The organism is Streptomyces sp. NPDC038213, assembly GCF_055600495.1.
Window position 1 is genome coordinate 26587 of the sequence record NZ_JBVJYM010000025.1, and the last position, 23077, is coordinate 49663.

At 75.3% G+C, this 23077-nt stretch carries 22 protein-coding genes; 11 read left to right on the forward strand and 11 right to left on the reverse strand.

All coding sequences use genetic code 11. The features are described 5' to 3' along the window. Positions 1–113: 113 nt before the first annotated feature. The 3 genes from ACZ7JZ_RS27040 to ACZ7JZ_RS27050 all read left to right on the forward strand — a co-directional run bounded on the left by ACZ7JZ_RS27040 (position 114) and on the right by ACZ7JZ_RS27050 (position 4975). Positions 114–2315, forward strand: coding sequence for a discoidin domain-containing protein (locus ACZ7JZ_RS27040; protein ID WP_470943598.1), 2202 nt, complete (start codon positions 114–116; stop codon positions 2313–2315). Between the two features lie 83 nt (positions 2316–2398). Next, positions 2399–3508, forward strand: coding sequence for a DUF1996 domain-containing protein (locus tag ACZ7JZ_RS27045; protein ID WP_470943599.1), 1110 nt, complete (start codon positions 2399–2401; stop codon positions 3506–3508). Between the two features lie 90 nt (positions 3509–3598). Further along, positions 3599–4975 carry a GH1 family beta-glucosidase gene (locus ACZ7JZ_RS27050; protein WP_470943601.1) on the forward strand — a complete coding sequence of 459 codons (1377 nt, stop codon included), beginning with the start codon at positions 3599–3601 and terminating at the stop codon, positions 4973–4975. A 91-nt stretch (positions 4976–5066) separates the two neighbouring features. Here the strand turns inward: ACZ7JZ_RS27050 and ACZ7JZ_RS27055 are convergent, their stop codons facing one another. The 3 genes from ACZ7JZ_RS27055 to ACZ7JZ_RS27065 form a co-directional block, all read right to left on the reverse strand. Continuing rightward, the gene (locus ACZ7JZ_RS27055) at positions 5067–5954 is read right to left on the reverse strand and encodes a hypothetical protein (RefSeq protein WP_470943603.1); all 888 of its coding nucleotides are present in this window, start codon (positions 5952–5954) and stop codon (positions 5067–5069) included. Positions 5955–6000: 46 nt separating this feature from the next. Then, positions 6001–6378: a hypothetical protein gene (locus ACZ7JZ_RS27060; RefSeq protein ID WP_470943605.1), complete on the reverse strand. Its 378-nt coding sequence runs from the start codon at positions 6376–6378 to the stop codon at positions 6001–6003. Between the two features lie 157 nt (positions 6379–6535). Beyond that, on the reverse strand, positions 6536–7459 hold the full coding sequence (locus tag ACZ7JZ_RS27065; protein ID WP_470943607.1) for an NAD(P)H-binding protein: 924 nt from the start codon (positions 7457–7459) through the stop codon (positions 6536–6538). A 63-nt stretch (positions 7460–7522) separates the two neighbouring features. On the opposite strand from ACZ7JZ_RS27065, the gene ACZ7JZ_RS27070 reads away from it, so the two are divergent. The 3 genes from ACZ7JZ_RS27070 to ACZ7JZ_RS27080 all read left to right on the forward strand — a co-directional run bounded on the left by ACZ7JZ_RS27070 (position 7523) and on the right by ACZ7JZ_RS27080 (position 9729). Continuing rightward, on the forward strand, positions 7523–8119 hold the full coding sequence (locus ACZ7JZ_RS27070; RefSeq protein WP_470943608.1) for a TetR/AcrR family transcriptional regulator: 597 nt from the start codon (positions 7523–7525) through the stop codon (positions 8117–8119). A 348-nt stretch (positions 8120–8467) separates the two neighbouring features. Next, a complete protein-coding gene (locus ACZ7JZ_RS27075; RefSeq protein ID WP_470943610.1) occupies positions 8468–8608 on the forward strand; it encodes a hypothetical protein in 141 nt (46 codons plus the stop codon). Positions 8609–8808: 200 nt separating this feature from the next. Next, complete coding sequence (locus ACZ7JZ_RS27080) at positions 8809–9729, forward strand: alpha/beta hydrolase (RefSeq protein WP_470943612.1); 921 nt, start codon at positions 8809–8811, stop codon at positions 9727–9729. A gap of 68 nt (positions 9730–9797) precedes the next feature. On the opposite strand, the gene ACZ7JZ_RS27085 is transcribed toward ACZ7JZ_RS27080, so the two are convergent. From ACZ7JZ_RS27085 to ACZ7JZ_RS27095, 3 genes are all read right to left on the reverse strand, one after another. Next, positions 9798–11357, reverse strand: coding sequence for a flotillin family protein (locus ACZ7JZ_RS27085; protein WP_470943614.1), 1560 nt, complete (start codon positions 11355–11357; stop codon positions 9798–9800). Positions 11358–11518: 161 nt separating this feature from the next. Further along, positions 11519–12040 (reverse strand): hypothetical protein, encoded by a 522-nt coding sequence (locus ACZ7JZ_RS27090; protein ID WP_470943616.1) that lies wholly within the window; start codon positions 12038–12040, stop codon positions 11519–11521. 178 nt (positions 12041–12218) lie between these two features. After that, positions 12219–13274 (reverse strand): PucR family transcriptional regulator, encoded by a 1056-nt coding sequence (locus ACZ7JZ_RS27095; RefSeq protein WP_470943618.1) that lies wholly within the window; start codon positions 13272–13274, stop codon positions 12219–12221. A 274-nt stretch (positions 13275–13548) separates the two neighbouring features. On the opposite strand from ACZ7JZ_RS27095, the gene ACZ7JZ_RS27100 reads away from it, so the two are divergent. The 3 genes from ACZ7JZ_RS27100 (at position 13549) to ACZ7JZ_RS27110 (ending at position 16423) form a co-directional block, all read left to right on the forward strand. Beyond that, on the forward strand, positions 13549–14748 hold the full coding sequence (locus tag ACZ7JZ_RS27100) for a PP2C family protein-serine/threonine phosphatase (RefSeq protein ID WP_470943619.1): 1200 nt from the start codon (positions 13549–13551) through the stop codon (positions 14746–14748). 115 nt (positions 14749–14863) lie between these two features. After that, positions 14864–15457 (forward strand): hypothetical protein, encoded by a 594-nt coding sequence (locus tag ACZ7JZ_RS27105; RefSeq protein ID WP_470943621.1) that lies wholly within the window; start codon positions 14864–14866, stop codon positions 15455–15457. Between the two features lie 219 nt (positions 15458–15676). After that, positions 15677–16423 (forward strand): DUF2470 domain-containing protein, encoded by a 747-nt coding sequence (locus ACZ7JZ_RS27110; RefSeq protein WP_470943623.1) that lies wholly within the window; start codon positions 15677–15679, stop codon positions 16421–16423. A gap of 67 nt (positions 16424–16490) precedes the next feature. Here ACZ7JZ_RS27110 and ACZ7JZ_RS27115 read toward each other — a convergent pair whose 3' ends face one another. The 4 genes from ACZ7JZ_RS27115 to ACZ7JZ_RS27130 all read right to left on the reverse strand — a co-directional run bounded on the left by ACZ7JZ_RS27115 (position 16491) and on the right by ACZ7JZ_RS27130 (position 19931). Next, entirely contained in the window at positions 16491–17546 is a 1056-nt protein-coding gene (locus ACZ7JZ_RS27115) for an FUSC family protein (RefSeq protein ID WP_470943624.1), read from the reverse strand. A gap of 111 nt (positions 17547–17657) precedes the next feature. Further along, on the reverse strand, positions 17658–18272 hold the full coding sequence (locus tag ACZ7JZ_RS27120; protein ID WP_470943625.1) for a hypothetical protein: 615 nt from the start codon (positions 18270–18272) through the stop codon (positions 17658–17660). 286 nt (positions 18273–18558) lie between these two features. Continuing rightward, positions 18559–19275: a response regulator transcription factor gene (locus ACZ7JZ_RS27125; protein ID WP_470943626.1), complete on the reverse strand. Its 717-nt coding sequence runs from the start codon at positions 19273–19275 to the stop codon at positions 18559–18561. Positions 19276–19475: 200 nt separating this feature from the next. After that, entirely contained in the window at positions 19476–19931 is a 456-nt protein-coding gene (locus tag ACZ7JZ_RS27130; RefSeq protein ID WP_470943628.1) for a hypothetical protein, read from the reverse strand. Positions 19932–20131: 200 nt separating this feature from the next. Here ACZ7JZ_RS27130 and ACZ7JZ_RS27135 point away from each other — a divergent pair, with 200 nt between their 5' ends. Then, on the forward strand, positions 20132–20824 hold the full coding sequence (locus ACZ7JZ_RS27135; RefSeq protein ID WP_470943630.1) for an alpha/beta fold hydrolase: 693 nt from the start codon (positions 20132–20134) through the stop codon (positions 20822–20824). 15 nt (positions 20825–20839) lie between these two features. Here ACZ7JZ_RS27135 and ACZ7JZ_RS27140 read toward each other — a convergent pair whose 3' ends face one another. Further along, positions 20840–21745, reverse strand: a complete 906-nt coding sequence (locus ACZ7JZ_RS27140) for a CAP domain-containing protein (protein ID WP_470943631.1) — start codon at positions 21743–21745, stop codon at positions 20840–20842. Between the two features lie 474 nt (positions 21746–22219). Between ACZ7JZ_RS27140 and ACZ7JZ_RS27145 the strand changes: the two genes are divergently transcribed. Then, complete coding sequence (locus ACZ7JZ_RS27145) at positions 22220–22780, forward strand: hypothetical protein (RefSeq protein WP_470943632.1); 561 nt, start codon at positions 22220–22222, stop codon at positions 22778–22780. Positions 22781–23077: the final 297 nt, after the last annotated feature.

Genomic DNA, 23077 nt, shown 5'->3' on the forward strand with positions numbered 1-23077 from the left:
CCCGCCGGACCGCGCCCCGGCCCACCACCCCCTCCGCCTTCCGGGCGGCGACCGCTGCGCCGCCCGGAAGGCCCACACCGCCCGCTTCCAAGAGCCGCTCGGAAGGTCCCCCCATGACCGTGCAACCCAGCGCCCCCTTAGCCGCCCCCGGCCCCTGGGGCCGCCCCCGCTCCCGTACCGCGGCCTGCGCCGTCTCCCTCGGCGCCCTGTTCGCGGCCTCCCTCACCACCCTCGCCGGCGCCCCCGCCGCCTCCGCCGCCGAAACCCTGCTCTCCCAGGGCAGGCCCGCCACCGCCTCCTCCACCGAGGGCCCCGCCTTCCCCGCCTCCGCAGCCGTCGACGGCGACCCCGGCACCCGCTGGGCCAGCCAGTGGGCCGACGGCCAGTGGCTCCAGGTCGACCTGGGCGCCGCCGCCACCGTCAGCCGGGTCGTCCTCAGCTGGGAGGCGGCCCACGCCACCGCCTACGAGGTCCAGCTCTCCGACAACGGCACCGACTGGCGCACCGTCAAGTCCGTGACCGGCTCCGACGGCGGTACCGACGAGCTCCCCGTCTCCGGCACCGGCCGCCACGTCCGCCTCCTCGGCATCACCCGCTCCGGCGGATACGGCCTCTCCCTCTGGGAGTTCAAGGTCTACGGGGAACCGGGCACCACCCCGCCCCAGCCGGGCGGCGCCGTCCGCGTCACCGGCAGCCGGGGCAACTGGCAGCTCACCGCGGGCGGCCAGCCGTACACCGTCAAGGGGGTCACCTGGGGCCCCTCCGCCGCCGACGCCGCCCGCCACATGCCCGACGTCAAGGCCATGGGCGCCAACACCGTCCGCACCTGGGGCACCGACGCGTCCACGAAACCCCTCCTCGACGCGGCCGCCGCCCACGGCGTCCGCGTCATGAACGGCTTCTGGCTCCAGCCCGGCGGCGGCCCCGGCTCCGGCGGCTGCGTCAACTACGCGACGGACACGGCGTACAAGGCGAACGTGCTCGCCGAGGCCGCCCGCTGGGTCGAGGCCTACAAGTCCCATCCGGCCACCCTCATGTGGAACGTCGGCAACGAGTCCGTACTCGGCCTCCAGAACTGCTACGGAGGCGCCGAACTGGAGACCCAGCGCAACGCCTACACCTCCTTCGTCAACGAGGTCGCCCGGAAGATCCACTCCGTCGACCCCGACCACCCCGTCACCTCCACCGACGCCTGGACCGGCGCCTGGCCCTACTACCAGCGCAACGCCCCCGACCTCGACCTGTACGCGATGAACGCCTACGGGGACATGTGCGGGGTCCGCGAGGACTGGGAGCAGGGCGGCTACACCAAGCCGTACGTCATCACCGAGACCGGCCCGGCGGGGGAGTGGGAGGTCCCGAAGGACGCCAACGGGGTGGCCGAGGAGCCCACCGACGTCCAGAAGGCCGAGGGCTACACCCGCGCCTGGGACTGCGTCACCGGCCACCGCGGGGTCGCCCTCGGCGCCACCGTCTTCCACTACGGCACGGAGCACGACTTCGGAGGGGTCTGGTTCAACCTGGTGCCCGACGGCCTCAAGCGGCTCTCCTACTACGCCGTCAAGAAGGCGTACACGGGCAGCACGGCGGGGGACAACACCCCGCCCGTCATCACGGGCATGAGCGTCACCCCCGCCGGATCGGCCCCGGCCGGAGGCGAGTTCACCGTCCGCGCCGCCGTCCGGGACCCCGACGGGGACCCCGTCACCACGAAGGTCTTCCTCAGCGGGAACTACGCCAACGGCGACAAGCGCCTGATCGAAGCCGCGCACCGGCGCAACGCCGACGGCTCCCTGACCGTCACCGCCCCCGAGAAGCTCGGCGTCTGGAAGGTCTACGTCCAGGCCGAGGACGGGCGCGGCAACGCGGGCATCGAGACGGAGTCCGTCCGGGTCGTCGCCCCGGCCGTCCCCGGCACCAACCTCGCCCAGGGCCGCCCCACCACCGCCTCCTCCTTCCAGGCCTCGTACGGGGACTGCCCCTGCCCGCCCGGCCAGGCCACCGACGGCAACCAGGGCACCCGCTGGGCCAGCGACTGGAGCGACCCGCAGTGGATCCGGGTCGACCTCGGCGCGGTCCGCTCCTTCACCCGCCTCCAGCTCGTCTGGGACCCGGCCTACGCCCGCGCGTACGAGGTCCAGGTCTCCGACGACGGCCAGAACTGGCGCACCGTACACACCCAGACCGCCGGGAACGGCGACGTGGACACCGTCGAGGCCGCCGCCACCGCCCGCTACGTCCGCCTGCACCTGACCGCACGCGGCACGGGCTGGGGCTACTCGCTCCACGAGTTCGGCGTCTACGGCAACGGCTGACGGCCGACCGGACCGGACGGGACGGGACGGGACCGGACCGGACCGGACCGGACCCCTGAGGAGGAACCCATGAGGAGGAACCCGTGAGAACCCGCAGCAGCAGCAGCCGCACCCTGCCCGCCTTACTGATCGCCCTCGCCCTCGGCGCCTCGGCGCTCACCGCCGGGACCATCGCCTCCGCGGCCGACGGGCAGGCCCCGGACACCGCCGCCGGGCACGCGCTCTCCGCGCCCGCCGCCACCGGGCACGCCGGCCACACCGCGGCCGGCCCCGCCGGCCCCTCCGGCGACGACCCCGACGGCGACGGCTACATCCCGGCGAACCCCCCGGTCACCGGGGTGACCCCGTCCCACGCCGTCCCGCCGCCCGCCTACTTCCACGAGTTCCAGGCCAACTGCGCCGTCACCCACACCGCGCCGGACGACCCGATCGTCTACCCCGGCCGCCCCGGCGCCTCCCACGACCACACCTTCATGGGCAACACCGGCACCAACGCCCACTCCACCACCGCCTCCCTGCTGGGCGGCCCCACCACCTGCAACGCCCCGGCGGACGCCTCCGCCTACTGGATGCCCTCGCTCTACAAGGGCGACCGCAAGATCCTCCCGACCGGCCCGCAGGTCATCTACTACAAGTCGGGCGTCACCGACTACCGCAGCGTCCGCCCCTTCCCCAAGGGCCTGCGCTTCGTGGTCGGCAGCCCCACCCAGACCGCCGAGGAGTTCCGCAACCACGACGGCTGGGTCGAGGGCTGGGAGTGCGGCGACAGCTACCGGAACCCGGACTTCCCCGCCCACTGCCCGGCCGGCACCCAGCTCAACATCCGCATGCAGGCCCCCAGCTGCTGGAACGGCCTGCACCTGGACACCCCCGACCACAAGGCCCACATGGCCTACCCGGTGGTCAAACCCGGCACCAACGACGACGTCTGCCCGCCCTCCCACCCGGTGGCCGTGCCGATGGTCGAGTTCAAGATGGCCTTCCCTGCCGACGGGGACATGTCGCAGGTCAGGCTCTCCTCAGGCCGCGGCCACTCCTTCCACTACGACTTCTTCAACGCCTGGGAGGACCGCACCCTCGCGGCGCTCGTCAGCCACTGCGTGGTCGGCGGACTCCAGTGCAACACCCGCGGCTACGACGAGAACCGCCCCGAGCGCGGCGCCGTCCTGAACGCCGAGCACCGCCTGCCCTGACCGTCCACGGGCGCTACGGCCTCCCCGCACCCCGGTACGGGGAGGCCGTACCCCCGCCCGCCCCCGTACCCACCCCCAGGAGCCCGGCCCATGGCAGTCGCCCCGTACCGCTTCCCCGCCGACGACGCCCTGATCGCCCGCCTCCCGCCCGGCTTCCGGATCGGCGCGGCCACCTCCGCCTACCAGATCGAGGGGGCCGCCGCCGAGGACGGCCGGACCGCCTCGATCTGGGACACCTTCAGCCGCGTCCCCGGTGCGGTCCGCGGCGGCGACACCGGGGACACCGCCTGCGACCACTACCACCGGATGCCCGGGGACGTGGCCCTCCTCGCGGACCTCGGCCTCGACACCTACCGCTTCTCGATCGCCTGGCCGCGGGTCCAGCCCGGCGGGCGCGGCCCCGCCAACCCGGCCGGACTCGCCTTCTACGACCGGCTCGTGGACGCCCTCCTCGCCCGCGGGATCACCCCCGCGCCGACCCTCTACCACTGGGACCTGCCCCAGGAGCTCCAGGACGCCGGGGGCTGGCCCGCCCGCGACACGGCGTACCGCTTCGCCGACTACGCGGCCCTCGTCCACGACCGCCTCGGCGACCGCACCAGCCACTGGACCACCCTCAACGAGCCCTTCTGCACGGCCGTCCTCGGCCATGTCGAAGGGGTCCACGCACCCGGCGGACGCTCCCTCGCCGACGGCGTGGCCGCCGTCCACCACCTGCACCTCGCCCACGGGCTCGCCGTCCGCCGGCTGCGCGCCGACGCCCGCCAGCCGCTCGACCTGTCCGTCAGCCACCTGCTGGGCACCAGCACCCCCGCCACCGACACCCCCGCCGACCGCGAAGCGGCCCGACGCGCCGACGCCTTCGGATTCCGCTTCTACCTCGACCCGGTCCTGCGCGGCAGCTACCCGCAGGACCTGCTCGCCGACCTGGCCGCCCGCAACGTCGAGATCCCCCTGCGCGAGGGCGACCTCGCGACCATCGCGGCCCCGATCGACACCCTGGGCGTCAACTACTACCGCTCGATGAAGTCCGCCGCCGCAGGCCCCGGCGGCACCCGGGCCCTCCCGCACGGCGGACTGCCCGTCACCGCCCTCGGCTGGGAGGTCATGCCGCACGACCTCACCGCGCTCCTCCTGCGCATCGCCCGCGACTACCCGGGCACCCCCGTGGTCGTCACCGAGAACGGCGCCGCGTACGAGGACCACCCGGACCCGGCCGGATACGTGGACGACCGCGAGCGCACGGCCTACCTCTCCGCCCACCTGGCCGCGGTCGCCCGCGCCCGCGAGGCCGGCGCCGACGTCCGCGGCTACCTCGCCTGGTCCCTGCTGGACAACTTCGAGTGGGCGGAGGGCTACGCGGCCCGCTTCGGCCTGGTCCGCGTCGACTACCCCACCCAGACCCGCACCCCCAAACACAGCGCCCACTGGCTCCGCGACACGGCCCGCCTGGTCCGCGGCGGGTAGCGGAACCCGGGCGGACGGTTCGCGGCGGAGCCCTGAGAGGGCGGCGGCGCTGCGGCCGCTGCCGGTCCGCGGGCCCCTGCCGGGGTGCGGGTCACTGCCGGGGTGCGAGCGGAGCCTTCAGCCTCTCCCACAGCTGTGCCAGTTCGCGCTTCTTCTCCTCCGGGTCGGCGGACCGGGGGCCTCCCCCGGAATTGGGGGCCACTCCCTCGGGGCGGAGGCTGATCATGCGGAACAGGACGGTCGGGTCGGATCCCGGCCCCTCGTCGTGGGTCCAGTTGACGGCCGGTCCCCGGTGGGATCCGGTGTTGTTCCGGATGAGGCACAGCACGCTGCCCCCCGCACCGTCCGCGGACCAGTCACCCGAGCCGGTCCGGGTGACCGGGCAGTCGGACCATTGCTGGAGGCGCGGGACGCTGCCGGTGAAGTAGTCGTCCGGGGTCTCGGTGCCGTCCGCGTGCTTGACCGGCGGCCGGTTCCAGTTGGCCAGTGCGATGTCCCGGTCCGGCCTGTTGCGGTACCGGGCTGCCTCGATGCGGACGGCCGTGCCCGGAACCCTGCACAGCAGGCCGGCGGTCGCGCCGGGGATCAGCTTCTTGTCCTCGTCCTCGTCGGGCTTCTCGACACCGGGGTTGGGTGCGCAGTGCGCCACCGGGAAGTCCCGGTCCCGGAGGTCGTCCAGGAGGTCCTCCTGCCCCGGGGAGAAGGGACTCCCGGAGGAGGAGTGCTGCCCGGCGCCGGGGGCGTCCGGCTTCCGCAGGAGGTAGTACGTCGCCGTGCCGCCGACGGCCAGTGCGGCGAGTACGGCCAGGGCGACCGCCACGACATGGGCGGGGGAGTTCTTCAACGTCCTCTGGGAGCTCACCCCGCCCTCCACGCGGCCCTGGACGACGACTCCGTGGTTCGTCCCGTCGTACGCCGTCGAACCGGCCGTCGGCGCACCGCGCTCCGGTGCGGGCGGCTCCCCCTGCTGAGATGACACGTTCCTGCCTTCTGGTCGGGCGGCTCGGACGGGGCTTCCCGGACGGTCAGTCGGACCGGCCGGCCGTGAACGTGATCCCGCCGTGCACGTCCCCCTGGGCGACGACCCCGTGGTTCGTCCCGCGGAACACGGGGGAGTTGCCGCCGGGCGCCCGCAGTACGGCGAGCAGTTCCCGTACCTCGTCGGCGAGATCGGGGTGCAGGGCCGCACGCGCGGCGATGACGGTCCCGAGCCGGGCGGCCAGGGCTCCGTTCTGCGGATCGCGCACCAGGCCCTCCAGTTCGCGGACCCCCGGGATGGCATCGGGATCCGCGGCGTCGTCTCCGGCGCGCGGGCGGCGGAGGACTTCCCACAGGCGGTTGCAGGCGAACTCGGTGCCCGCCGTCACCGCCCCGGTGAGTACTGCGATCTCTGCGGCATCCATGCCCGGTCCGCCTTCCTGTCCCGACAAGGGTGCCCCGAGGAGTGCGGGGACGGGAGGGGAACGGTTGCCTTCGCTTCCGTTCGGCTGCCTTTCGCCCGTCCACCGGCCCCCGGAGCGGTCGAGCCGCCGCCGGCGCGGCCGCCGCCGGTGACCGGCCTCACGGCTGCGCGTGGGGCTGCGGGCCGGCCGTGAAGTCGGGTGCGTGGTCCGCGGCCCACTGGCGGAAGGTGCGCGCGGGGGTCCCGAGGAGGTCGGCCACCGAGCTGGTGACGTACGCGGGCTGCCCGACCGCCGCGCGCCACGCGCCGAGCAGCATGTCGACCACCGGCTCGGGAGCCCGGCCCGCGGACAGGGCCCGGAACTCCTCGGGGGTCATCTCCTCGAAGGCGATCCGGCGGCCCAGCGCGGCCCCGACGGCCTCGACCTGGTCCGCGTGGGTCAGGGATTCGGGGCCCGTGAGGACGTAGTCGCCGCCGGCGCGGCCGTCCCGCGTGAGCACCCGGGCGGCCACGGCCGCGATATCGCGGTCGTCGACCGGCGCCGCGGCGGAGGCGGCGTAGGGCCAGCGGACGGTCCCGCCCGCCCGGATCGCGGGCGCCCACCAGGCCAGGGCGTTCGACGCGAACATCCCGGGCCGGAGCACCGTCGTGTCGAGGCCGGAGGCGGCGAGGAGGTCCTCGATGCCGGCGTGCAGGGCGGCCACGGGGTTGGGCTGCTGGAAGAGGGGGTGCGGGGTGCGGTGCGGGGAGGAGAGGAGCACGACCCGCCGGGCGTGCGCCGCCAGCCGTTCGACCACCGCCCCGGCGGTCTGCGGCGGGGCCGTCCAGAGGAGGAACACCGCGCCGGCGCCGCGCAGGGCCGGTTCGAGGGACTCGGGTGTGCGGAGGTCGCCGGTGAAGACCTCGGCGCCCGGTGGGAGCCCGGCCGCCGCCGCGGGCCGCCGGGTGAGGGCGCGGACGGGCACGCCGGCCGCGAGGAGGTCCGCCACGACGAGGCGCCCGATCCGTCCGGTCGCCCCGGTCACGAGTACGGGTGTGGGTGCGGGTGGGGGTGCGGTGCCGGTCTGGTTCGTATCGGTCATGGCCGCCATAAAAACGTTACTCGGTTAAAAAGGCAACCAGGTTGCAAATGTTAGGGTGGCCGGATGAGCGAGCCGACGGGGCTGCGGGCCCGCAAGAAGGAGCGGACGCGCGACGCGATCGGCGCCGCGGCCGTCTCGCTGTTCCTCGCGCACGGCTTCGACAGCGTCTCGGTCAACGACGTCGCCGCGGCCGCGGAGGTCTCCAAGCCGACCCTCTTCCGCTACTTCCCCACCAAGGAGGACCTGGTGCTGCACCGCTTCGCGGACCACCAGGGCGAGGCGGCGCGCGTCGTACGGGACCGGGACCCCGGCACCGCCCCGCTGGCCGCGCTCCACCGGCACTTCCGGGCGGGCCTCGACCGGTACGACCCCGTGACCGGACTCAACGACCACCCCGAAGTGGTGGCCTTCCACCGCCTGGTGTTCGGTACGCCGAGCCTGGCCGGACGGCTCGCGCAGTACCGCATGGACGACGAGGAGGCGCTCGCGCAGGCCCTCGGCCCGGACCTCGCCGCCCGGCTCCGGGCCGCGCAGGTGCTGGCGGTCCAGCGGGTCCTCGCCCGCGCCAACTGGCAGAAGATCGCGGACGGCAGGACCGCCGTGTCCGTCCACCCCGAGGCCGCCGCCGACGCCGACGAGGCCTTCGCCCTCCTCCGCTGACCCGGCCCGGGCGCATGGGTGTCAGCACCTATGGACGGCTGAAATCCGACCCCGGCGGACTGGTCTCTGATCATTTCGGGGGTCGAAGGGGGACCGGCGGAATTGTCCGCCGCGCCGTCAGGACCGGCTTTCCGGAGCCGGATCAACACTGCGGGGACCGCGACCGCAGCGCCGGCCGGCCCGGCAGCAGACCGCGAACGACAAGCGGCAGACCTGGCAGCTCGACGCCGAACTGCGCTTCCGCTCCAGGAAGACCGAGACCGGCAACGGCACCGCCTGGACCCGGACCGGCGCCGCGACCAACCACTACGACAGCGACGGCGACAACCCGCGCTGACCCTGTTCTTCGTGGTATTCGTCCCCTTGGTGTCGGCCAGCGCGATCGGGCGCACCGGTGAGAGCGGCTGGTCCGGGATCTGGGGCCTGGCCCGGGCCGTCCTGGCCCCCGCCATCACCGCGGGCGCCGTCAAGGAGCTCAGGGAGGGCTGACGGGAAAACCGGGGGCGGTCCGCAGCGGGGCGGGCTACGATCCCGGCATGTCTTCCGTCATCCACAACTGGCAGTCCGTCCGGACCCGTTCGGCGCGCTGACCCGGTGCCGGCCTCCGGGCCGGCCCCGCCGGACCCCTCCGGCACCGGGTCCCGCGTCCACCCGTTCGGCTTCGCCCCAGGATGACGAGGATCTCCCCCATGCGCACAGACCTGCGCCCAGACCTGCGCCACACCCCTTACGCCACCGCGCGCCCCGTGTTCGTGTTCGTGCACGGCGGTTCCAGCAACGCACGGGCCTGGGGGCCCCTGCAGAACGAGCTGGCCCTGTCCGGGCACCGCTCGTACGCCGTCGACCTGCCCGGCCACGGCGACCTCGCCGCCGGCCCCGCCGCCTACTACCGGCAGCCGCAGGACCCCGCCGCACTGGCCGCCGCCCCCTCGCCGATGCACGGGGTCACCCTCCAGGACAACGTCCGCCGCGTCCTGGCCGCCGTCCGGCGGCTGGCCGCCGAGGGGCCCGTGGTCCTGGTCGGCAACAGCCTGGGCGGACTCACCATCAGCGCCGCCGCCAACGCCGCCCCCGAACTGCTGCACCGCGTGGTCTACCTGTCGGCCGTCTGCCTCAGCGACCCCGCGATGCTCACCGCGGCCTGGGAGGTCGAGGACGACAACCTCCTCGACGCCCTGGCCGCGCGGATCACCGTGCCGGGCCCGGGCGGCGCGGACCGCGAGGGGGGCGTCGTACGGCTCAACTGGCGGCGGGCGCACACCGATCCGCAGCTGTTCGCGGAACTGAAGGAGGCCGTCATGGCGGATGCGACGGACCATCAGTTCCGGCTGCTGCTCGACTCCTTGGACCCGGACGAGAACTACGGGGTGCTGGAGCCCGGCGCCCTGGTGCGGGCCGACGCCTGGGGGCGCGTCCCGCACACCTTCGTCCGGCTGGCCGCGGACCGCAGCATGCCGCCCGCCGTACAGGACTACATGATCCGCAAGGCGGACCTGCTGACCCCCGACAACCCCTTCGAGGTGCACACCCTGGACGCCTCGCACGTCGGCTACTTCAGCCGTCCGGGACCGTTCGCGGAACTCCTCGCCGCCTGCTGCCCGGCGGTCTGACGCCGACGCCCCCGTGCCCCCGGGTCCTCCCCGGGGGCACGGGCGCGTGCAGTGCGCCGCGCGGCCGCTCAGTCCGTGACGGTGATCTTTCCGTTCACGGCAGCGGGAACGGGCGCGGGAGCCGGCTCGCGGTCCGTACCAGCGGCCGGTGCCGCGGCGCCGGCCGGCGCCGTGAGCCCTTTGAGGAGCCGTACGAAGTCCACGCCGGTGGTGGAGCCGAGCAGCTCCACGCCCTGGGCCACGTTGTCCGCGACCGTACGGGACAGCCTGCTCGCCCCGTCGGTGGAGATGACCGTCATCTTGTCGATGGCGCCCAGCGGTTCGGCGGCCTTCGCGACCACCTGCGGGAGCACCTCCACCAGCATCTGCACCATCGCCGCGTCGCCGTAGCTCTCGAAGGCGTCCGCCTTCTTCTGCATGGCCTCGGCCTCCGCCGCGCCCCTGGCCGCGATGGCCGCGGCCTCGGCCTCGCCCTCCAGCCGCACGGCCTCCGCGATGGCGGCCCGGCGGGCCCGCTCGGCCTCGCCGCGCTTGGCGCCCTCGACGGCCTCGGCCTCCGCGAGCGCGGACCGGCGCTGCTTCTCGCCCTCACCGGTCAGCCGGGCCCGCTCGGCCTCCGCCTCGGCGGCGGCGATCGCGGCCAGCCGCTCCGCCTCGGCCTGCTTGACGCGGGCGACCCGCTTGGCCTCCGCCTCCTGCTCGGCCTGGTAGCGGCGGGCGTCGGCGGGCTTGCGGACCTCGGTGTCGAGTTGACGGTCCGTCAGAGCGGCCTGCCGCTCGGCGACCTTCTCCTGCTCGGTGAGGATCTGCTGGCGGCGGTCGGCCTCGGCCAGCGGTCCGGCGGCGTTCGCCTGGGCCGCGGCCGCGTCCGTCTCGGCCTTGATCTCGGCCTGGCGCAGGTAGAGGGTGCGCTGCGCGACCGCGATCTCCTCCTCGGCCTTCAGCCGGGCCTGCTCGGCGGCCTGCCGGGCGTTGGCCTCCGCGATGTCGGCCTCCTGCTTGGCGCGGGCGGCCTCGGGGCGGCCGAGGTCCTCGAGGTAGGAGCCCTCGGTGGTGATGTCCTGGATCTGGAAGGCGTCCAGGACCAGGCCCTGCCCGGACAGGCTGGCCTCCGCCTCCTCGGCGACCTGCCCGGCGAACGCGGCCCGGTCGCGGATGATGTCCTCGACCGACATCCGGCCGACGATGGCCCGCAGCGCGCCGGACAGCACCTCCTGGGTGAAGCCGACGATGCCGTCCTGCTGCTGGAGGAAGCGCTGGGCGGCGGCGCGGATGGCGTCCTCGTTGCCGCCGACCTTGACGATCGCGACCCCTTCGAGGTTGGCCTTGATACCGCGCAGGGTGACCGCGCCGCGCACGGCGATGGGAATGTGGCGGCTGGACAGGCTGAGCGAGTAGCGCTGCTGGACGAACGGGACCACGAAGACCCCGCCGCCGACCACGACCTTCTGGCCGCTGTTGTCGGTGAAGACCTGACCGGTCGCCGGGTCGGTGGACTTCTTGCCGCGCCGGCCGGTGATGATGAACGCCTCGCTGGGGCCGGCGACCTTGTAGCGGGTGACGACGACCAGGGCGAGCAGGACGAACAGGACGACCGTCCCCACGACCGCGGTGACGACTGGACTCATGATGGATCCCCCCTGCCCCTCAGGGGCACGTCGGTGGTGGTGAACACGGTGGTGAAGTGGTGGAGGTGCGCGTGGCGGGGGAGGCGTAGGGCCGCAGAAGGCGGCGGTACGCGGAACTCCCGGGCGCGGGACGGCGGTCGCGCGGCGGCCGGAGGGCTGCGTCAGCGCTCCACGGCGCGGACCGTGACCGAGCTGGCCGAGGGGGTGGCCGTCACCCAGACCTCGGCGCCGCGTTCCAGCGGGCCCTCGGCGACCGCCGCGTACTTGACCGGCTGTCCGCCCAGCCGCAGCAGGACCTCGCCGTAGCCGCCGCCCGCCGGGATCGCGGTGACCACGGACCCGGTGGTGCCGACGAGTTCGTCGGGGCGCGGGGCGCGCCCGCTGCCGTCGCGGGCCAGCGCCCGGCTCGTCCGGTACGCCAGCCAGCCCGTGCCCGCTCCGGCCAGGACCCCCGCGGCGGCCGCCGCGCCCGCCCCGAGCCCCGTGGTCCCGAGGACGAGGGCGCCGGTGAAGCCGAGCATCGAGACGAAGCCGGCCGCCACGGGCAGCGAGAGCCAGCCGTCGAGCAGCCCGCCCAGTCCGCCCAACGGGCCTTCCAAGAGGCCTTCGAGGACGCCGTCGAACACCAGCGAGAGCGCCAGCAGGGCGGTCCCTCCGATGCCGAGACCCAGAAACAACCCCATGAGCACCTCCCCCGTCCCGCCGGTGTTCTCCCCGGACAGGGGCATGTTCTCAGCAGGGGCGTACCCGGCACATTGCCAGCGGTCGGCAATCTTTACGCCGTTTTGATGCCCGGTCGAACCGGACGCGGCGGCGGGGCGCGGCCGGGGGGACCCGCGGCCGGGTGCGGCGGCCCGGGGCTCAGTCCTGCGACTCGGGCCAGCCCAGCAGCCGCGCGCCGATCACCGCGGTCTGGAGGGTGTACCGGCTCTGCGGATCGGCCGGGTCGGCGCCGCTCAGCTTCCGGATGCGCTCCATCCGGTACGTCAGGGCCCGCACGCTCAGCGACAGCCGGCGGCTCGCCTCCGTGGCCACGCACCCGCTGTCGAAGTACGCGGTCAGGGTGTCCAGCAGCGGACGCGCCCCGCCGCGCGCCGTGCGCAGCGGCCCCAGGACGCTCTCCACCAGGTCCGCCATGGCCTGCCGGTCGCGGGTCAGGACCGGGTAGACCAGCAGGTCGGAGGCGTGCAGCACCGGTCCGGGCAGGCCCATCCGGCTGGCCAGGTCGAGGGCGCCCAGCGCCTCCTCGTACGAGTGGACGACTCCGCCGGGGCCGGGGTGCGTGCGCCCGACCGCGGCCAGCCCGCCCGCCCCGGTGGCAGCGAGCGCCTGCTCCGTGAAGTGGGCGAGGACGTCGGGCTGGTCGCCCGGGGCCACGCAGACGAGCCGGTCGTCCTTGGTGGTGAGCAGGATGTGCCGGTTGCCGAAGCGGCCCAGGACCGCCGATTCCACGCGCCGGGCCACGGGGTGGCCGTCGCCGTAGGGTTCGCTCCCGGCGGCCACCGCCACCGTGTGCGCCTGGGTGAGCCGCAGCCCGAAGCGGGCGGCCCGCTCCGCCAGCCGGCCGAGCCCGCCGCGCCCGTACAGCAGGTCGTCGACGAACTCCCGGCGGACGGCCTCCTCCTGGCGCACGGCCTGCCGCTGCGCCAGCTCGTACCCCTCGATGAAGGCGTCCACCGCCTGCTCCACGACCGCCAGCAGCTCCCCGGACGGCACGCCCGGCCCGACCTCGCGGGCCGCGGTCAGGTGACCCCGTATCAGGCCGCGCAGTCCCAGGCCCGCCTCCGCCGCCCGCTCGCCCTCGGCCCGGCGGGCCGCCAGCTCGTCCCGGGTGAGCCGGCGCCCGGTGGCGCCCGCCTCGCGCAGGATGCCCGCGTACCCGGCGAGGTGGTCCTGCGGTACCGCCCCGTCCGTCACGCCGTACCCGCCGTGCGGGGGAGCGGTGCGGGCGCGGATGCAGGGGCCCGCAGGTGCTGCTGCGGGGCGGGGCCGGGCGGCCGGGGGTGCGATATCGGCATGGTCGAGTGTCCCACGGGCCCCTGGCGGCGACGGGGGCGGGAGCGGCTGCCGGACAGGCCCGCGGACAGGTTCCCGGCAGGTCCCCCGGCCGGGTCCGGGCAGGTCGGGGCCGGTGGCGGCCGTACGCGTGTCGCCGGGGCGGCGGGCGGCGGCGTGGCAAGCTGTCCGGACCATGAGCCGCGCCGCCGCCGTACGCCCCGCCGATCCGACGCCCGCGCAGCGGCTCGTGCGCGAGGCCGTGCTGCCCGTGCTGGTGATGGCCGTGGTCGCCGCCGTGGACCTGGTCACGGGGCGCGGTGTGTACTTCTACCCGTTCCTGGTGCTCGCCCCGGCGCTCGCGGCCACCGTGGCCCGGCCCGCCGTGGTCTTCGCCGCGGGTGCGTGCGCGGTGCCGCTGCGGTACTTCCTGGCCTCCCGGGACCACCCGCCGGGCGAGACGTACCTCGACCTGCCGTTCCTGTACAACACCCTCGGGCTGGTGGCGGCGACGCTGGCCGGTGCGTTCGTGGCCGCGCTGCGGCTGCGCAGGGAGCGGCGGCTGGCCGCCGTGTCCGCGGTGGCCATCGCGGCGCAGCGCGCCATCCTGATGCGTCCCCCCGACAGCGTCGCGGGCATCGGCCTCGCCGTGCGCTACTACCCGCTCGCCGCGCACGCCGAGCTGGGCGGCGACCTCTACGAGGTGCAGGACACCCCCTACGGCGTGCGGGTCCTCATCGGGGACGTGGCGGGCAAGGGGCTGGAGGCGGTGCGCACGGCGGCGGCGGTGCTGGGATCCTTCCGGGAGGCCTGCCACGACGAGGCCGCGCTCGCGGGGGTCGTGGCGCGGGCGGAGCGCACGCTCTACCGGGACGTGCACTCCGCGCCGTTCGTCACCGCGCTGTTCCTGGAGTTCGGCGCCGGGGCGGTGGAGCTGGTCCACCGGGGCCACGAACCGCCGTTCCTGGTGACCGCGGAGGGTGCCGTACGGGAGCTCCCGCCGCCGGATCCGGGGCTGCCGCTGGGCCTGGGCGCCCTCGCGCCGGACGAACCCCCGGCCACCCCGTGGCTGCTGCCGTTCCGTCAGGGAGACCTGCTGCTGCTCGTCACCGACGGGGTGGCCGACGCACGGGACCGCCACGGCCGCGCCTACCCCCTGTCGGAGCGGGCCCCCGTCGTCCTGGGCCGGGCGCCCGTACCGGTCGGCGACCCTGCCGAGGCGGCCGGACGGCTCGGCGCCGACGTGCTGCGGCACGCGGGCGCGACCCCGCTGGGCGACGACACGCTGATCGTGGCCCTGGCGCGGACCGGGCCGGAGCCCGGAACCGGGGCCGGACAACCGGGCGGGGCCGCGGGCGGGGGACCGGACAGGGGTGCGGGCGGGCCGTCGGATTGAGGGTGCGGCTCGGCCGTGTCAGTGATTCTGTGCGCCGTCCCGTCCCGTCGCGGTTCCGCGGCCCGGCAGGTTCGTTGAGATCAGGAGCCTCGTACGCATCGCTGGAGGAGACGACGTGGGCAAGCGCAAGAAGGGCCGCAAGCACCGCCGGGTGAACCGGACGCCGCGGCCGGTGGGCCGGGCGGGTCTGCACCGGTCCGCCGGTACGCCGGTGGGTCCGGTGCGGTCGGAGCAGCCGGTGGAGGCAGTGGAGGCGGTGGCGGCGGTGGCTGAGGTCGCCGCACCGGCGGCCCCGGTCCGGGCGGAGGCGGAGGGCACGGCCGTCCGCGCGGAACTCCCCGGCCCGGCCGTGCCGGGGACCGCGGCCGCGCCGGTGCCCGGGCAGGTGGCGTCGGCGTTCGCGAGCAAGGCGGAGGGGGGCCTCGGCCAGCCCGCGCAGCGCACCTGGAACGCCCTGCGGGCGGCCGCGGGGCCGGCGAGCCGGGCCGAAGACCTCTGCGAGGCCGTCGGCTTCACCCGCCGCACCGTGGTCAAACACCTGGAGGGGCTCGCCGCCCGGGGCCTGGCCCGGCAGCTGGCGGAGGACTCCTGGACCGCCACCGCCACCGCCACCGCCACGGGAACCGTCGACGCCGGCCCGGCCCCCGCTGCCGACCGGATTCCCGTCCCCGGCCAGGCCCGCGAGCAGCGGGAGGCCGCCGGGGCCTGAGCAGGCCGGTGGGTGCCGGGGAGCCCGGGTGCGTCGTCCACGGCGCGTACCCGGGCCCTCCGCTGAGCTGCGGCTCAAGGGGACGGTCGGGGTCCGGTGGAGTGCCGGGGACGCGCGAGGGGGTGGCGTTCCCTTCCCGGCTCACCGCAGGTAAGGTTAGGCATGCCTAAGTTGATCTACTCGACGGAGGGTAGTCAGCCCGCCGACCCCGGAGCACCCATGCGCCTGCGCCCCGCCCCCGCCACGCGGCCGACCGCCGCCGAGCGGATCCACACCATCGTCGCCACGGCCCACTCCACGACCGTCGTGGCCGACGGCCGGTACCACGAGGTCCACCGCCTCGACGCCTCCCCGGCCATGGGCCGGCTCCACCTCCACGACCCGGACCACGCCGCGGGCCCCTGCCCCGCCCCGGAGGCGGAAGCGGCTGCGGAAGCGGAGGGGGCCGCAGCCGCGGCCCCCGTCCCCGTCCGCGTGGAGTTCACCGACGTCGCCCCCACCCCCGTCCGCGACCGGGTCCGCGCCCGGGTGACCCTCACCGGCCGGGTGGCGGCCCCGTACGACCCCCACGGCGCCGGCAGCACCTGCCTGGAGCTGGAGGAGGCCGTCCTCGAGGACGGCGGGGTCCGCACCCGCGTCACCCTGGACGAACTCGCCGGGGCCGGGCCTGATCCGCTGGCCGGCTCCGAGGCGGCCATGCTCCAGCACCTGGCCGCCGACCACCCCGACCTGGTCACGCTCCTCCTGCGGCTGGTCTCCCCCCGGCTCAAGGACGGGCTGGTCCGCGCCCTCCCGCTCGCCGTCGACCGCTACGGGATCACCCTGCGCCTGGAGCGCCCCGCGACCCACCACACCGCCCGGCTCCCCTTCCCCAAGCCCCTCACGCACCCGGACCAGGCGGCCCCCCGCATCCACGCCCTCCTCAGCGCGGCCCGGCGCGCCTCCCACACCCGCCTGGGCGTCTGACCGTCCTGCCTGCCTGCCTGCCTGCCCGCCCGCCTGGCTGTCTGCCCGCCCGCCTGCCCGCCCGGCCTCAGCCGTACGGCGAGGGCGTCCCGCCCTGCCCCGCGCCCTCCTCGCACAGGTCGAGGATCTTGTAGAACGGCCTGCGCAGCGCCACCGCCACCGCCTGCGGATCGTCCGCGCGGTACGCGTCGAGCAGCCGCCGCGCGGCTGCGGCGTCACCGGCCGGGTCCCCGCCCGCCAGGAGGGTCCCGAGGGCCCGGTGGGTGGCCGCGGCGACGGCGGGGAGCTCCGCCGCCGCCCGGCGCAGGGCCGGTCCCGCGTCCCCGCGCCCGCTCAGCGCGTCCGCCTCCACCGCGAGGAGGTCCGCGTACGGCGCGGCGCGCGCCGCCGTCTCCAGCCGGGCGGCCAGGTCCGCCACGCGGCGGCGGTCCCCGCGGCGCAGCGGGTTGAAGCGCATGGCCTGGCGGGCGGCCCGGGCCCGCTCCGCGTACGCGTCCACGAGCCGCGTCTCCTGCACGGTGAAGGCCCGGTGCGCGCGGGCCGCCGCCGGGTCGCCCACCGCGGCGGCCCCCTGCGCGAGGAGCACGCCCAGCCGGTCGGTGGCGTCCCGGGCCAGGTCCCGCAGTTCGCGGTAGGGGTGCGGCGGCCACAGGAGCGGGGCCAGCACGATGGTGACCAGCCCGCCCAGCGCGGTCTCCCACAGCCGGGCGAAGCCGTAGGCGTCCGGCGCCGGGTTGGAGAGCACCAGCAGGGAGGACAGGGCGACCTGCGGGTTGAGCGCCGTACCGGGGCCCACGAAGAGGCCCACCAGCAGCGCCAGGCCCAGGACGACCACCAGGGCCGGCAGCGAGGGGGTGAGCAGGTCGACGAGCGACAGCCCCACGGCCACGCCCGCCAGCACCCCGGCGATCCGGGCGGCCACCGCGGCCATCGAGGAGAACGGGTCGCCGCGCAGGGCCATCAGCGGGGCGAACACGGCGTAGACGGGCGGGTGCCGGGCCCCCGCCCATACGGTCACCTGCCAGGCGACGGCCGCGACGACCAGGATGCGGCAGGCCGCGGGTCCCTGCTCGCGGAGCTGCCGGACGGTCCGCGACCGGAGCGCGGCGAGTGCGGTGCCCACCCCGCCACGGTACGGCGCCGCGGCGGGGGCCGCCTGTGCGGGCGGGGGCCTGAGGGGTCCGGGAGCACCCGGAGCAGGATCCGCCCGCACGGCTGCCGCCGCGGGCCGGGATCAGAACTTGACGATGTAGTAGCGGGTTCCGGTGACGCAGCTGCTGTTGTTCGCCGAGCTGGAGATGCCCCAGCCGGACGGAATGGGCGAGTTGGAGCACACATACAGCGCGGTCTCGCCGGTGACCTTCAGGATGTGGTTCCTGATGCCGGTGATGCAGCTGCTGTTGTGCGCGGAGCTGGTGATGACCCAGCCGGAGGGGATGGCCGAGTTGGAGCACACGTACAGCGTGCTCTCGCCGGACAGCTTGACGATGTAGTTGCGGGCGCCCGTGACGCAGCTGCTGTTGTTGGCCGAGCTGGTGATCACCCAGCCGGAGGGGATCGGGGAGTCGGTGCACACGTAGAGCGCGGACTCGTAGGTCGCATCGGTGATGTAGTTGCGGATGCCGGTGACGCAGCTGCCGTTGTGGGCGGAGCTCAAGATCACCCACCCGGGCGGTATGGGCGAGTTCGAGCAGACGTACACGGCGGTGGCGCCCGACGGTCCGGGTGCTGCCGCCTGGGTGGGCGCGGCCGTGGCGGCCATGGCCGCCAGGAGCATCAGGACGACTGCCGCCAGGCGCGCGAACAGGCGGGTGGTGCGGGTGCGGGTGAGCGGGTTGCTGGTTTCCACGTGCCGGCCTCCCTCTGCGGCAGCACGGTGTGACGGCGTGCCGGCCGCGAGCCATCGGACGGGACGGACGTATGGCCCCCGTTCGCCCGCCCCGCCGCACAGGCTGTCAGAACGGACGTGCCCGGATCCATTGCCCGGGGCGGTTCCCCGCGGCACGGGCACGTCCCCGCGACGACTCCGCCAGTTCGGCGGCGGAGCGGACGGCCCTTCAGACCGTCCACAGGCGGTCAGGTGGTGCAGGGCGGCCTCCACGTCCCCGGCGATGCCCTGCGGTCGCGGTCCGGCTTCAGTGCGGTGCGACGAGTTTGATGCCCACGCCGCGGACCGTGCGCAAGTAGCGCGGTGCGGAGGCGCGTTCGCCGAGTTTGCGGCGGAGGGCCGAGACGTGGACGTCGATGGTCTGGTCCTCGATGTACGCCTCCCGCCAGACGTCCGCGAGCAGGCGGCGCCGGGAGACCACCGTGCCGGCGTGCCGGGCCAGGAAGGCCAGGAGGTCGAACTCCCGGCGGGTGAGGGACAGTTCGCGGCCCGCCAGATGGGCCGAGCGGGCCAGCGGGTCCACGGTCAGCTCGCCCACCGTCACCGGGGCCGTCGCCTCCGCTGCCGCGGCCTGCCCGGGGGCGCTGCCGCCCGGCCCGGGGGCCGCGGTGCGCCGCAGCACCGCCGTCAGCCGGGCCGCGAGCTGCGCCCCGGAGAACGGCTTGACGAGGTAGTCGTCCGCGCCCGCGTTGAGCAGCTTGACGATCTCCGCCTCGTCGTCCCGCGCGGTGGCCACCACCACGGGTACGTTCGAGATGCCGCGGATCATCCGCAGCGCGTCCCCGCCGTCCAGGTCCGGCAGCCCGAGGTCCAGCACGACCGCGTCCAGCGCCCCCTGCGTGACCTCCCGCAGCGCACCGAAACCGTCGCCCGTACTGCGCACCGTATGACCGTGCCCGGAGAGGATCTCGATCAGCGAGGCGCGGATGCTGGGGTCGTCTTCGACCACGAGTACGGACGGCATGGCGGACACCCTACAACCGGCCCGCGGCGGGCCGGGAGGGCCCGACCTCGCAGGTGCGGGGGCGTTCGTGGTCCTCACGCCTCCGGGCCGGGACGCGCGCCACCGACCGCGGCGTCCCAGGCGCCGTACTACGGGCCCCCGCCTGCTCCGTGGCCATGCCCGCGCCGGGCGGAGGGCCGCTGCCGTCCGGGCTCCCGCGCTCAGAGCGCGATCGGCCGGTACTTCAGTGCCTCGTCGACGATCTGCTCTGCAGAAGCCTCAGCGAGGGCTTCCGGAGGGTGGAAGATCAGGCTGTCCACCCCGGGGTGCAGCACGTTGGTCCCCAGGAGCAGCAGGTAGTGGTCGATCTCCGGGTCGGCTGCCATGACCCTGCGAACCACCTCGACGAGCTCGTCCCGGGTGATGTCCGCGACCACGGGCCGTGCTGGCCGGGCCGCCTCCCTCGCGAACTCCTCCACGCCGCGGGCACCCCAGTACTCGGCGAAGTCGAGGACCCCGTAGTCGTGTCCCGTCGCCTCGTTGAACACCCGGACCGCCTCGGCGGCCTCCTCAGGACATTCGGCTACGAGGTCAGCGATCCGATCGATCTCCAGGCCCAGCTCCTCCAGCCGCTCCGGGCTCACAGGAGGGGGCAACAGCTCCGGTCTCAAGTCCACATCCGAAGCATGCCCGCCGCCTCTGACACATCGGGGGGTTCGCCCCCCTGAGGCGAGGGCGTACCGGCCGGCGCTCGTACCGGCTGCTGTACCGGGGCGTGCAGCGCCGTCCCCAGCCGTTGCGCCGACCCGGCTCCTGGTGTGGACTCGGAAGGTCGGAAAACCGAGGGGGTGAGGGGGGTACCGAGAGGATCGTGCCGATGTCCCCGACGAGCAAGCCGAGCATCGTCTTCGCCCACGGCCTGTGGGCCGACGGCTCCTGTTACAGCAAGCTGATCCCCGTCCTCCAGGCCGAGGGGCACGAGGTGGTGTCCGCGCAGAACTCGCTGGACACCCTCGACGGCGATGTGGACGCCGTACGCCGCGCCCTCGCCCGCGTCACGGCCCCGGCCGTCCTCGTCGGCCACTCGTGGGGCGGGTTCGTGATCACGGCTGCCGGTACGGACGACCGCGTCGCCGGGCTCGTCTACATCGCTGCCCTGGCCCCCGACGCGGGGGAGACCCCGCAGGACCTGATCGGCAAGTTCGACCCGCCGCCGCTGTTCGGGCACCTGGATGCCGAGGACGGGCGGCTGTGGATCGCCCGCGACGGCATCTCCGACTTCTGCGGCGACCTCCCCGAGGCCGAGCAGCAGCTCGTCTGGGCCACCCAGGGCTCGGCGGCGGAGGGCCTGCTCGGCGCCACGACCGCCGATCCCGCCTGGCGGACCAAGCCGAGCTGGTTCTGCGTCACCCGGCAGGACCGCGCGGTCGTCCCCGACCTCCAGCGCTTCGAGGTCGAGCGCATGGGCGCGACGGCCGTCGAGGTCGACACCTCGCACGTGCCGATGCTCTCGCAGCCCGAGGCCGTGCTCGACCTCATCCGCAGCGCGGCGGCCGGGGCGTCGGCGTAGGGCAGGCGCGGGGGCTCAGGCCGGGGTGCCGAAGTTCTGGGTCCACCACGGGCCGCCGTCCGTGCTGACGCCTACGCCGATCTCGGTGAAACCGCAGTTGAGGATGTTGGCGCGGTGGCCCGGGCTCTTCATCCACGCGTCGACTACGGCGGCCGCGTCGGCCTGCCCCTTCGCTATGTTCTCGCCCGACCGGGACCAGTCGTACCCGGCCGCCTCGATACGGTCCTGCGGCTGCGAGCCGTCGGTGCCGGTGTGGGAGAAGTTGCCGGTGGCGGCCATGGTGTCGCTGTAGCCCTGGGCTGCCCTGGTCAGCGCGGAGTCCACGGCCAGCGCCCTGCACCCGGCCGACGCCCGCTCGGCGTTCACCAGCCGTACGACCTCCTGGGCCTGCCCCGACGGCGGCGCCTGGTCGCCGCCGCCTCCCGTCGACCCGCCCCCGGACCCGGACCCGCCGGTTGATCCGCCCGTGGATCCGCCCGTGGACCCTCCGCCGGAGCCGGGCTTCGGCTTGGCGGCGGGCGGCTTGGCCGCGGGCTTCCCGGTGGGCTTCCCGGCGGGGCCGGGTTCGGCTGCCGACCCGGTACGGGACGGAGCCGGGGTGGTGGCGGAAGGGGCCGGTGCGGCGGTAGTGGCGGGGGCCGCGGGCACCGTGGTGGTGGACCCGGTCGGGCTGCCCGGGGAGCCGGCGGATGCGCCCGCTGCGGTGCCCGTACCGCCCGCACTGCCCGTACCGCTGTCGAGGGCCACGGAACCGACCGTGCCGCCCGCCGTACCGGACGTACCGCCGATCAGCCCGGCCCCGGCCGCACAGGCCGCCGCGAGAGCCAGACCTCCCAGGCCCGCCACGGCGGCTCTGACGTGCAGGGGCCGACGGGCGCGGTGCCCGCGGGGGCTGCGGGCGGCAGCACGGCGACGACTCATCTGGGGACCTCCGGGGGTCGGGGAGCGGGGTGGGAGGGAGCGGGGGTGGGTGCGGGCGGATCGCCTGCCGCGGATCGGACCGCGGTGCCCGGCGCGCAGCGCAGCTGCGGGATGCGGTGCGGCGCCTGCCGCTCGACGTGACGGGATCGTAGGCGGCGCAGGACGCCCGGAAGCCGTTCCGAGGGATCCCCTCAGGAGGGCGTAAGGATCCCCTCAGGTTCGCCGGGGGCGACGGCGCTGGGGTGCCGGGCAGGAGCCGCAGCAGCGACCCGGGTCCACAGACCGGTGCCCCACCGGGCAGCGCTCGTCCCGTGATCGCCGCCGTACGGCGCACGCCGTAGGGCGGCGGTCATGCCGCGCCCGCCCGGCGGCGGCCCCGGGACAGGGGGCCGTGCAGCCGCCCGGACGTACCCTCCGCCACCCCCCACCCGGGCCCGCCTGCGGCGGCGGAACGGGGTCGTCCACACTAGGGCCGTGCCACGCCTCACGCGCTACCTCCTCATATGGCTGTCGTGCACCGCAGCCAGCGTCACCGCGGTCATGCTGACCGTGCACTTCGTCATCGGTCTGACCAGGCCCACCCCGCCCACCGCGCGCTCGGTCCAGGCCGTGTACCCCTCGCCCTCCCTGCTGCTGGGCGCCCCCGCCTCCGCCGAGGCCAGCCCGCCGCCCCCCTCCGCATCGCCCTCCGCATCCCCGTCCCGCCGCACGGCACCGGCCCCGCCCCCGCCCCGCACCCCGGCGCCCGCCCCCACCCGTACCGCGGCCGCGCCCACGGCCCGGCCCTCCGCCCAGTGCACCGGCGGGCCCGGGCTGCACACGGTGCCTTCGCAGGGCGGCAAGGTCACCGTCCGCTACGGCCGCGACCGCGTGTGCCTCGTATCGGCGGTGCCCGACCCCGGCTTCCGGACGAGTACGGAGCAGACCGCGCCGCACACCCTCGTGGTCGTGTTCACCAGCGACGGCCACCGCTCGCAGATCACCGCGACCGTGGTCCCGAGCGCACGGGCGAGCGTCCGCGAGAGCGGTCTCTGAGCCGGCCCCACACGTCCGGGCGCCCGGTGCGCGTGGTTGCCGTCCGGTACGCCCCGGTCGGTCCGGGCGCCCGCCACCTGCACGGATGCCCCGGCGGGCGCGAACCTGTGCAGTTCCTTAAGGCTCCCTGAGGGGACCCGTCAGGACGGCTCCGGACGGCCCGTCAGCCCCTAGGCTCACGCTCGGTCGGAACGGAACTCCACGGCGGACACGGCGCCGGGACCCCTCCGGCCCCGCTCCTCCGCACGGCCGCCACCAGGCCGCGGGGATCCCGCCTACACCCAGGGGTTGATTCGC

Bases quoted from the DNA above. Each gene is read 5' to 3' on its own strand.
- ACZ7JZ_RS27070 (WP_470943608.1), top strand. From the start codon at position 7,523: ATGAGCGAGCCGACGGGGCTGCGGGCCCGCAAGAAGGAGCGGACGCGC.
- ACZ7JZ_RS27080 (WP_470943612.1), top strand. From the start codon at position 8,809: ATGCGCACAGACCTGCGCCCAGACCTGCGCCACACCCCTTACGCCACC.
- ACZ7JZ_RS27110 (WP_470943623.1), top strand. From the start codon at position 15,677: ATGCGCCTGCGCCCCGCCCCCGCCACGCGGCCGACCGCCGCCGAGCGG.
- ACZ7JZ_RS27060 (WP_470943605.1), bottom strand. From the start codon at position 6,378: ATGGATGCCGCAGAGATCGCAGTACTCACCGGGGCGGTGACGGCGGGC.
- ACZ7JZ_RS27140 (WP_470943631.1), bottom strand. From the start codon at position 21,745: ATGAGTCGTCGCCGTGCTGCCGCCCGCAGCCCCCGCGGGCACCGCGCC.
- ACZ7JZ_RS27050 (WP_470943601.1), top strand. From the start codon at position 3,599: ATGGCAGTCGCCCCGTACCGCTTCCCCGCCGACGACGCCCTGATCGCC.
- ACZ7JZ_RS27100 (WP_470943619.1), top strand. From the start codon at position 13,549: ATGAGCCGCGCCGCCGCCGTACGCCCCGCCGATCCGACGCCCGCGCAG.
- ACZ7JZ_RS27125 (WP_470943626.1), bottom strand. From the start codon at position 19,275: ATGCCGTCCGTACTCGTGGTCGAAGACGACCCCAGCATCCGCGCCTCG.
- ACZ7JZ_RS27065 (WP_470943607.1), bottom strand. From the start codon at position 7,459: ATGACCGATACGAACCAGACCGGCACCGCACCCCCACCCGCACCCACA.
- ACZ7JZ_RS27085 (WP_470943614.1), bottom strand. From the start codon at position 11,357: ATGAGTCCAGTCGTCACCGCGGTCGTGGGGACGGTCGTCCTGTTCGTC.
- ACZ7JZ_RS27040 (WP_470943598.1), top strand. From the start codon at position 114: ATGACCGTGCAACCCAGCGCCCCCTTAGCCGCCCCCGGCCCCTGGGGC.
- ACZ7JZ_RS27135 (WP_470943630.1), top strand. From the start codon at position 20,132: ATGTCCCCGACGAGCAAGCCGAGCATCGTCTTCGCCCACGGCCTGTGG.
- ACZ7JZ_RS27090 (WP_470943616.1), bottom strand. From the start codon at position 12,040: ATGGGGTTGTTTCTGGGTCTCGGCATCGGAGGGACCGCCCTGCTGGCG.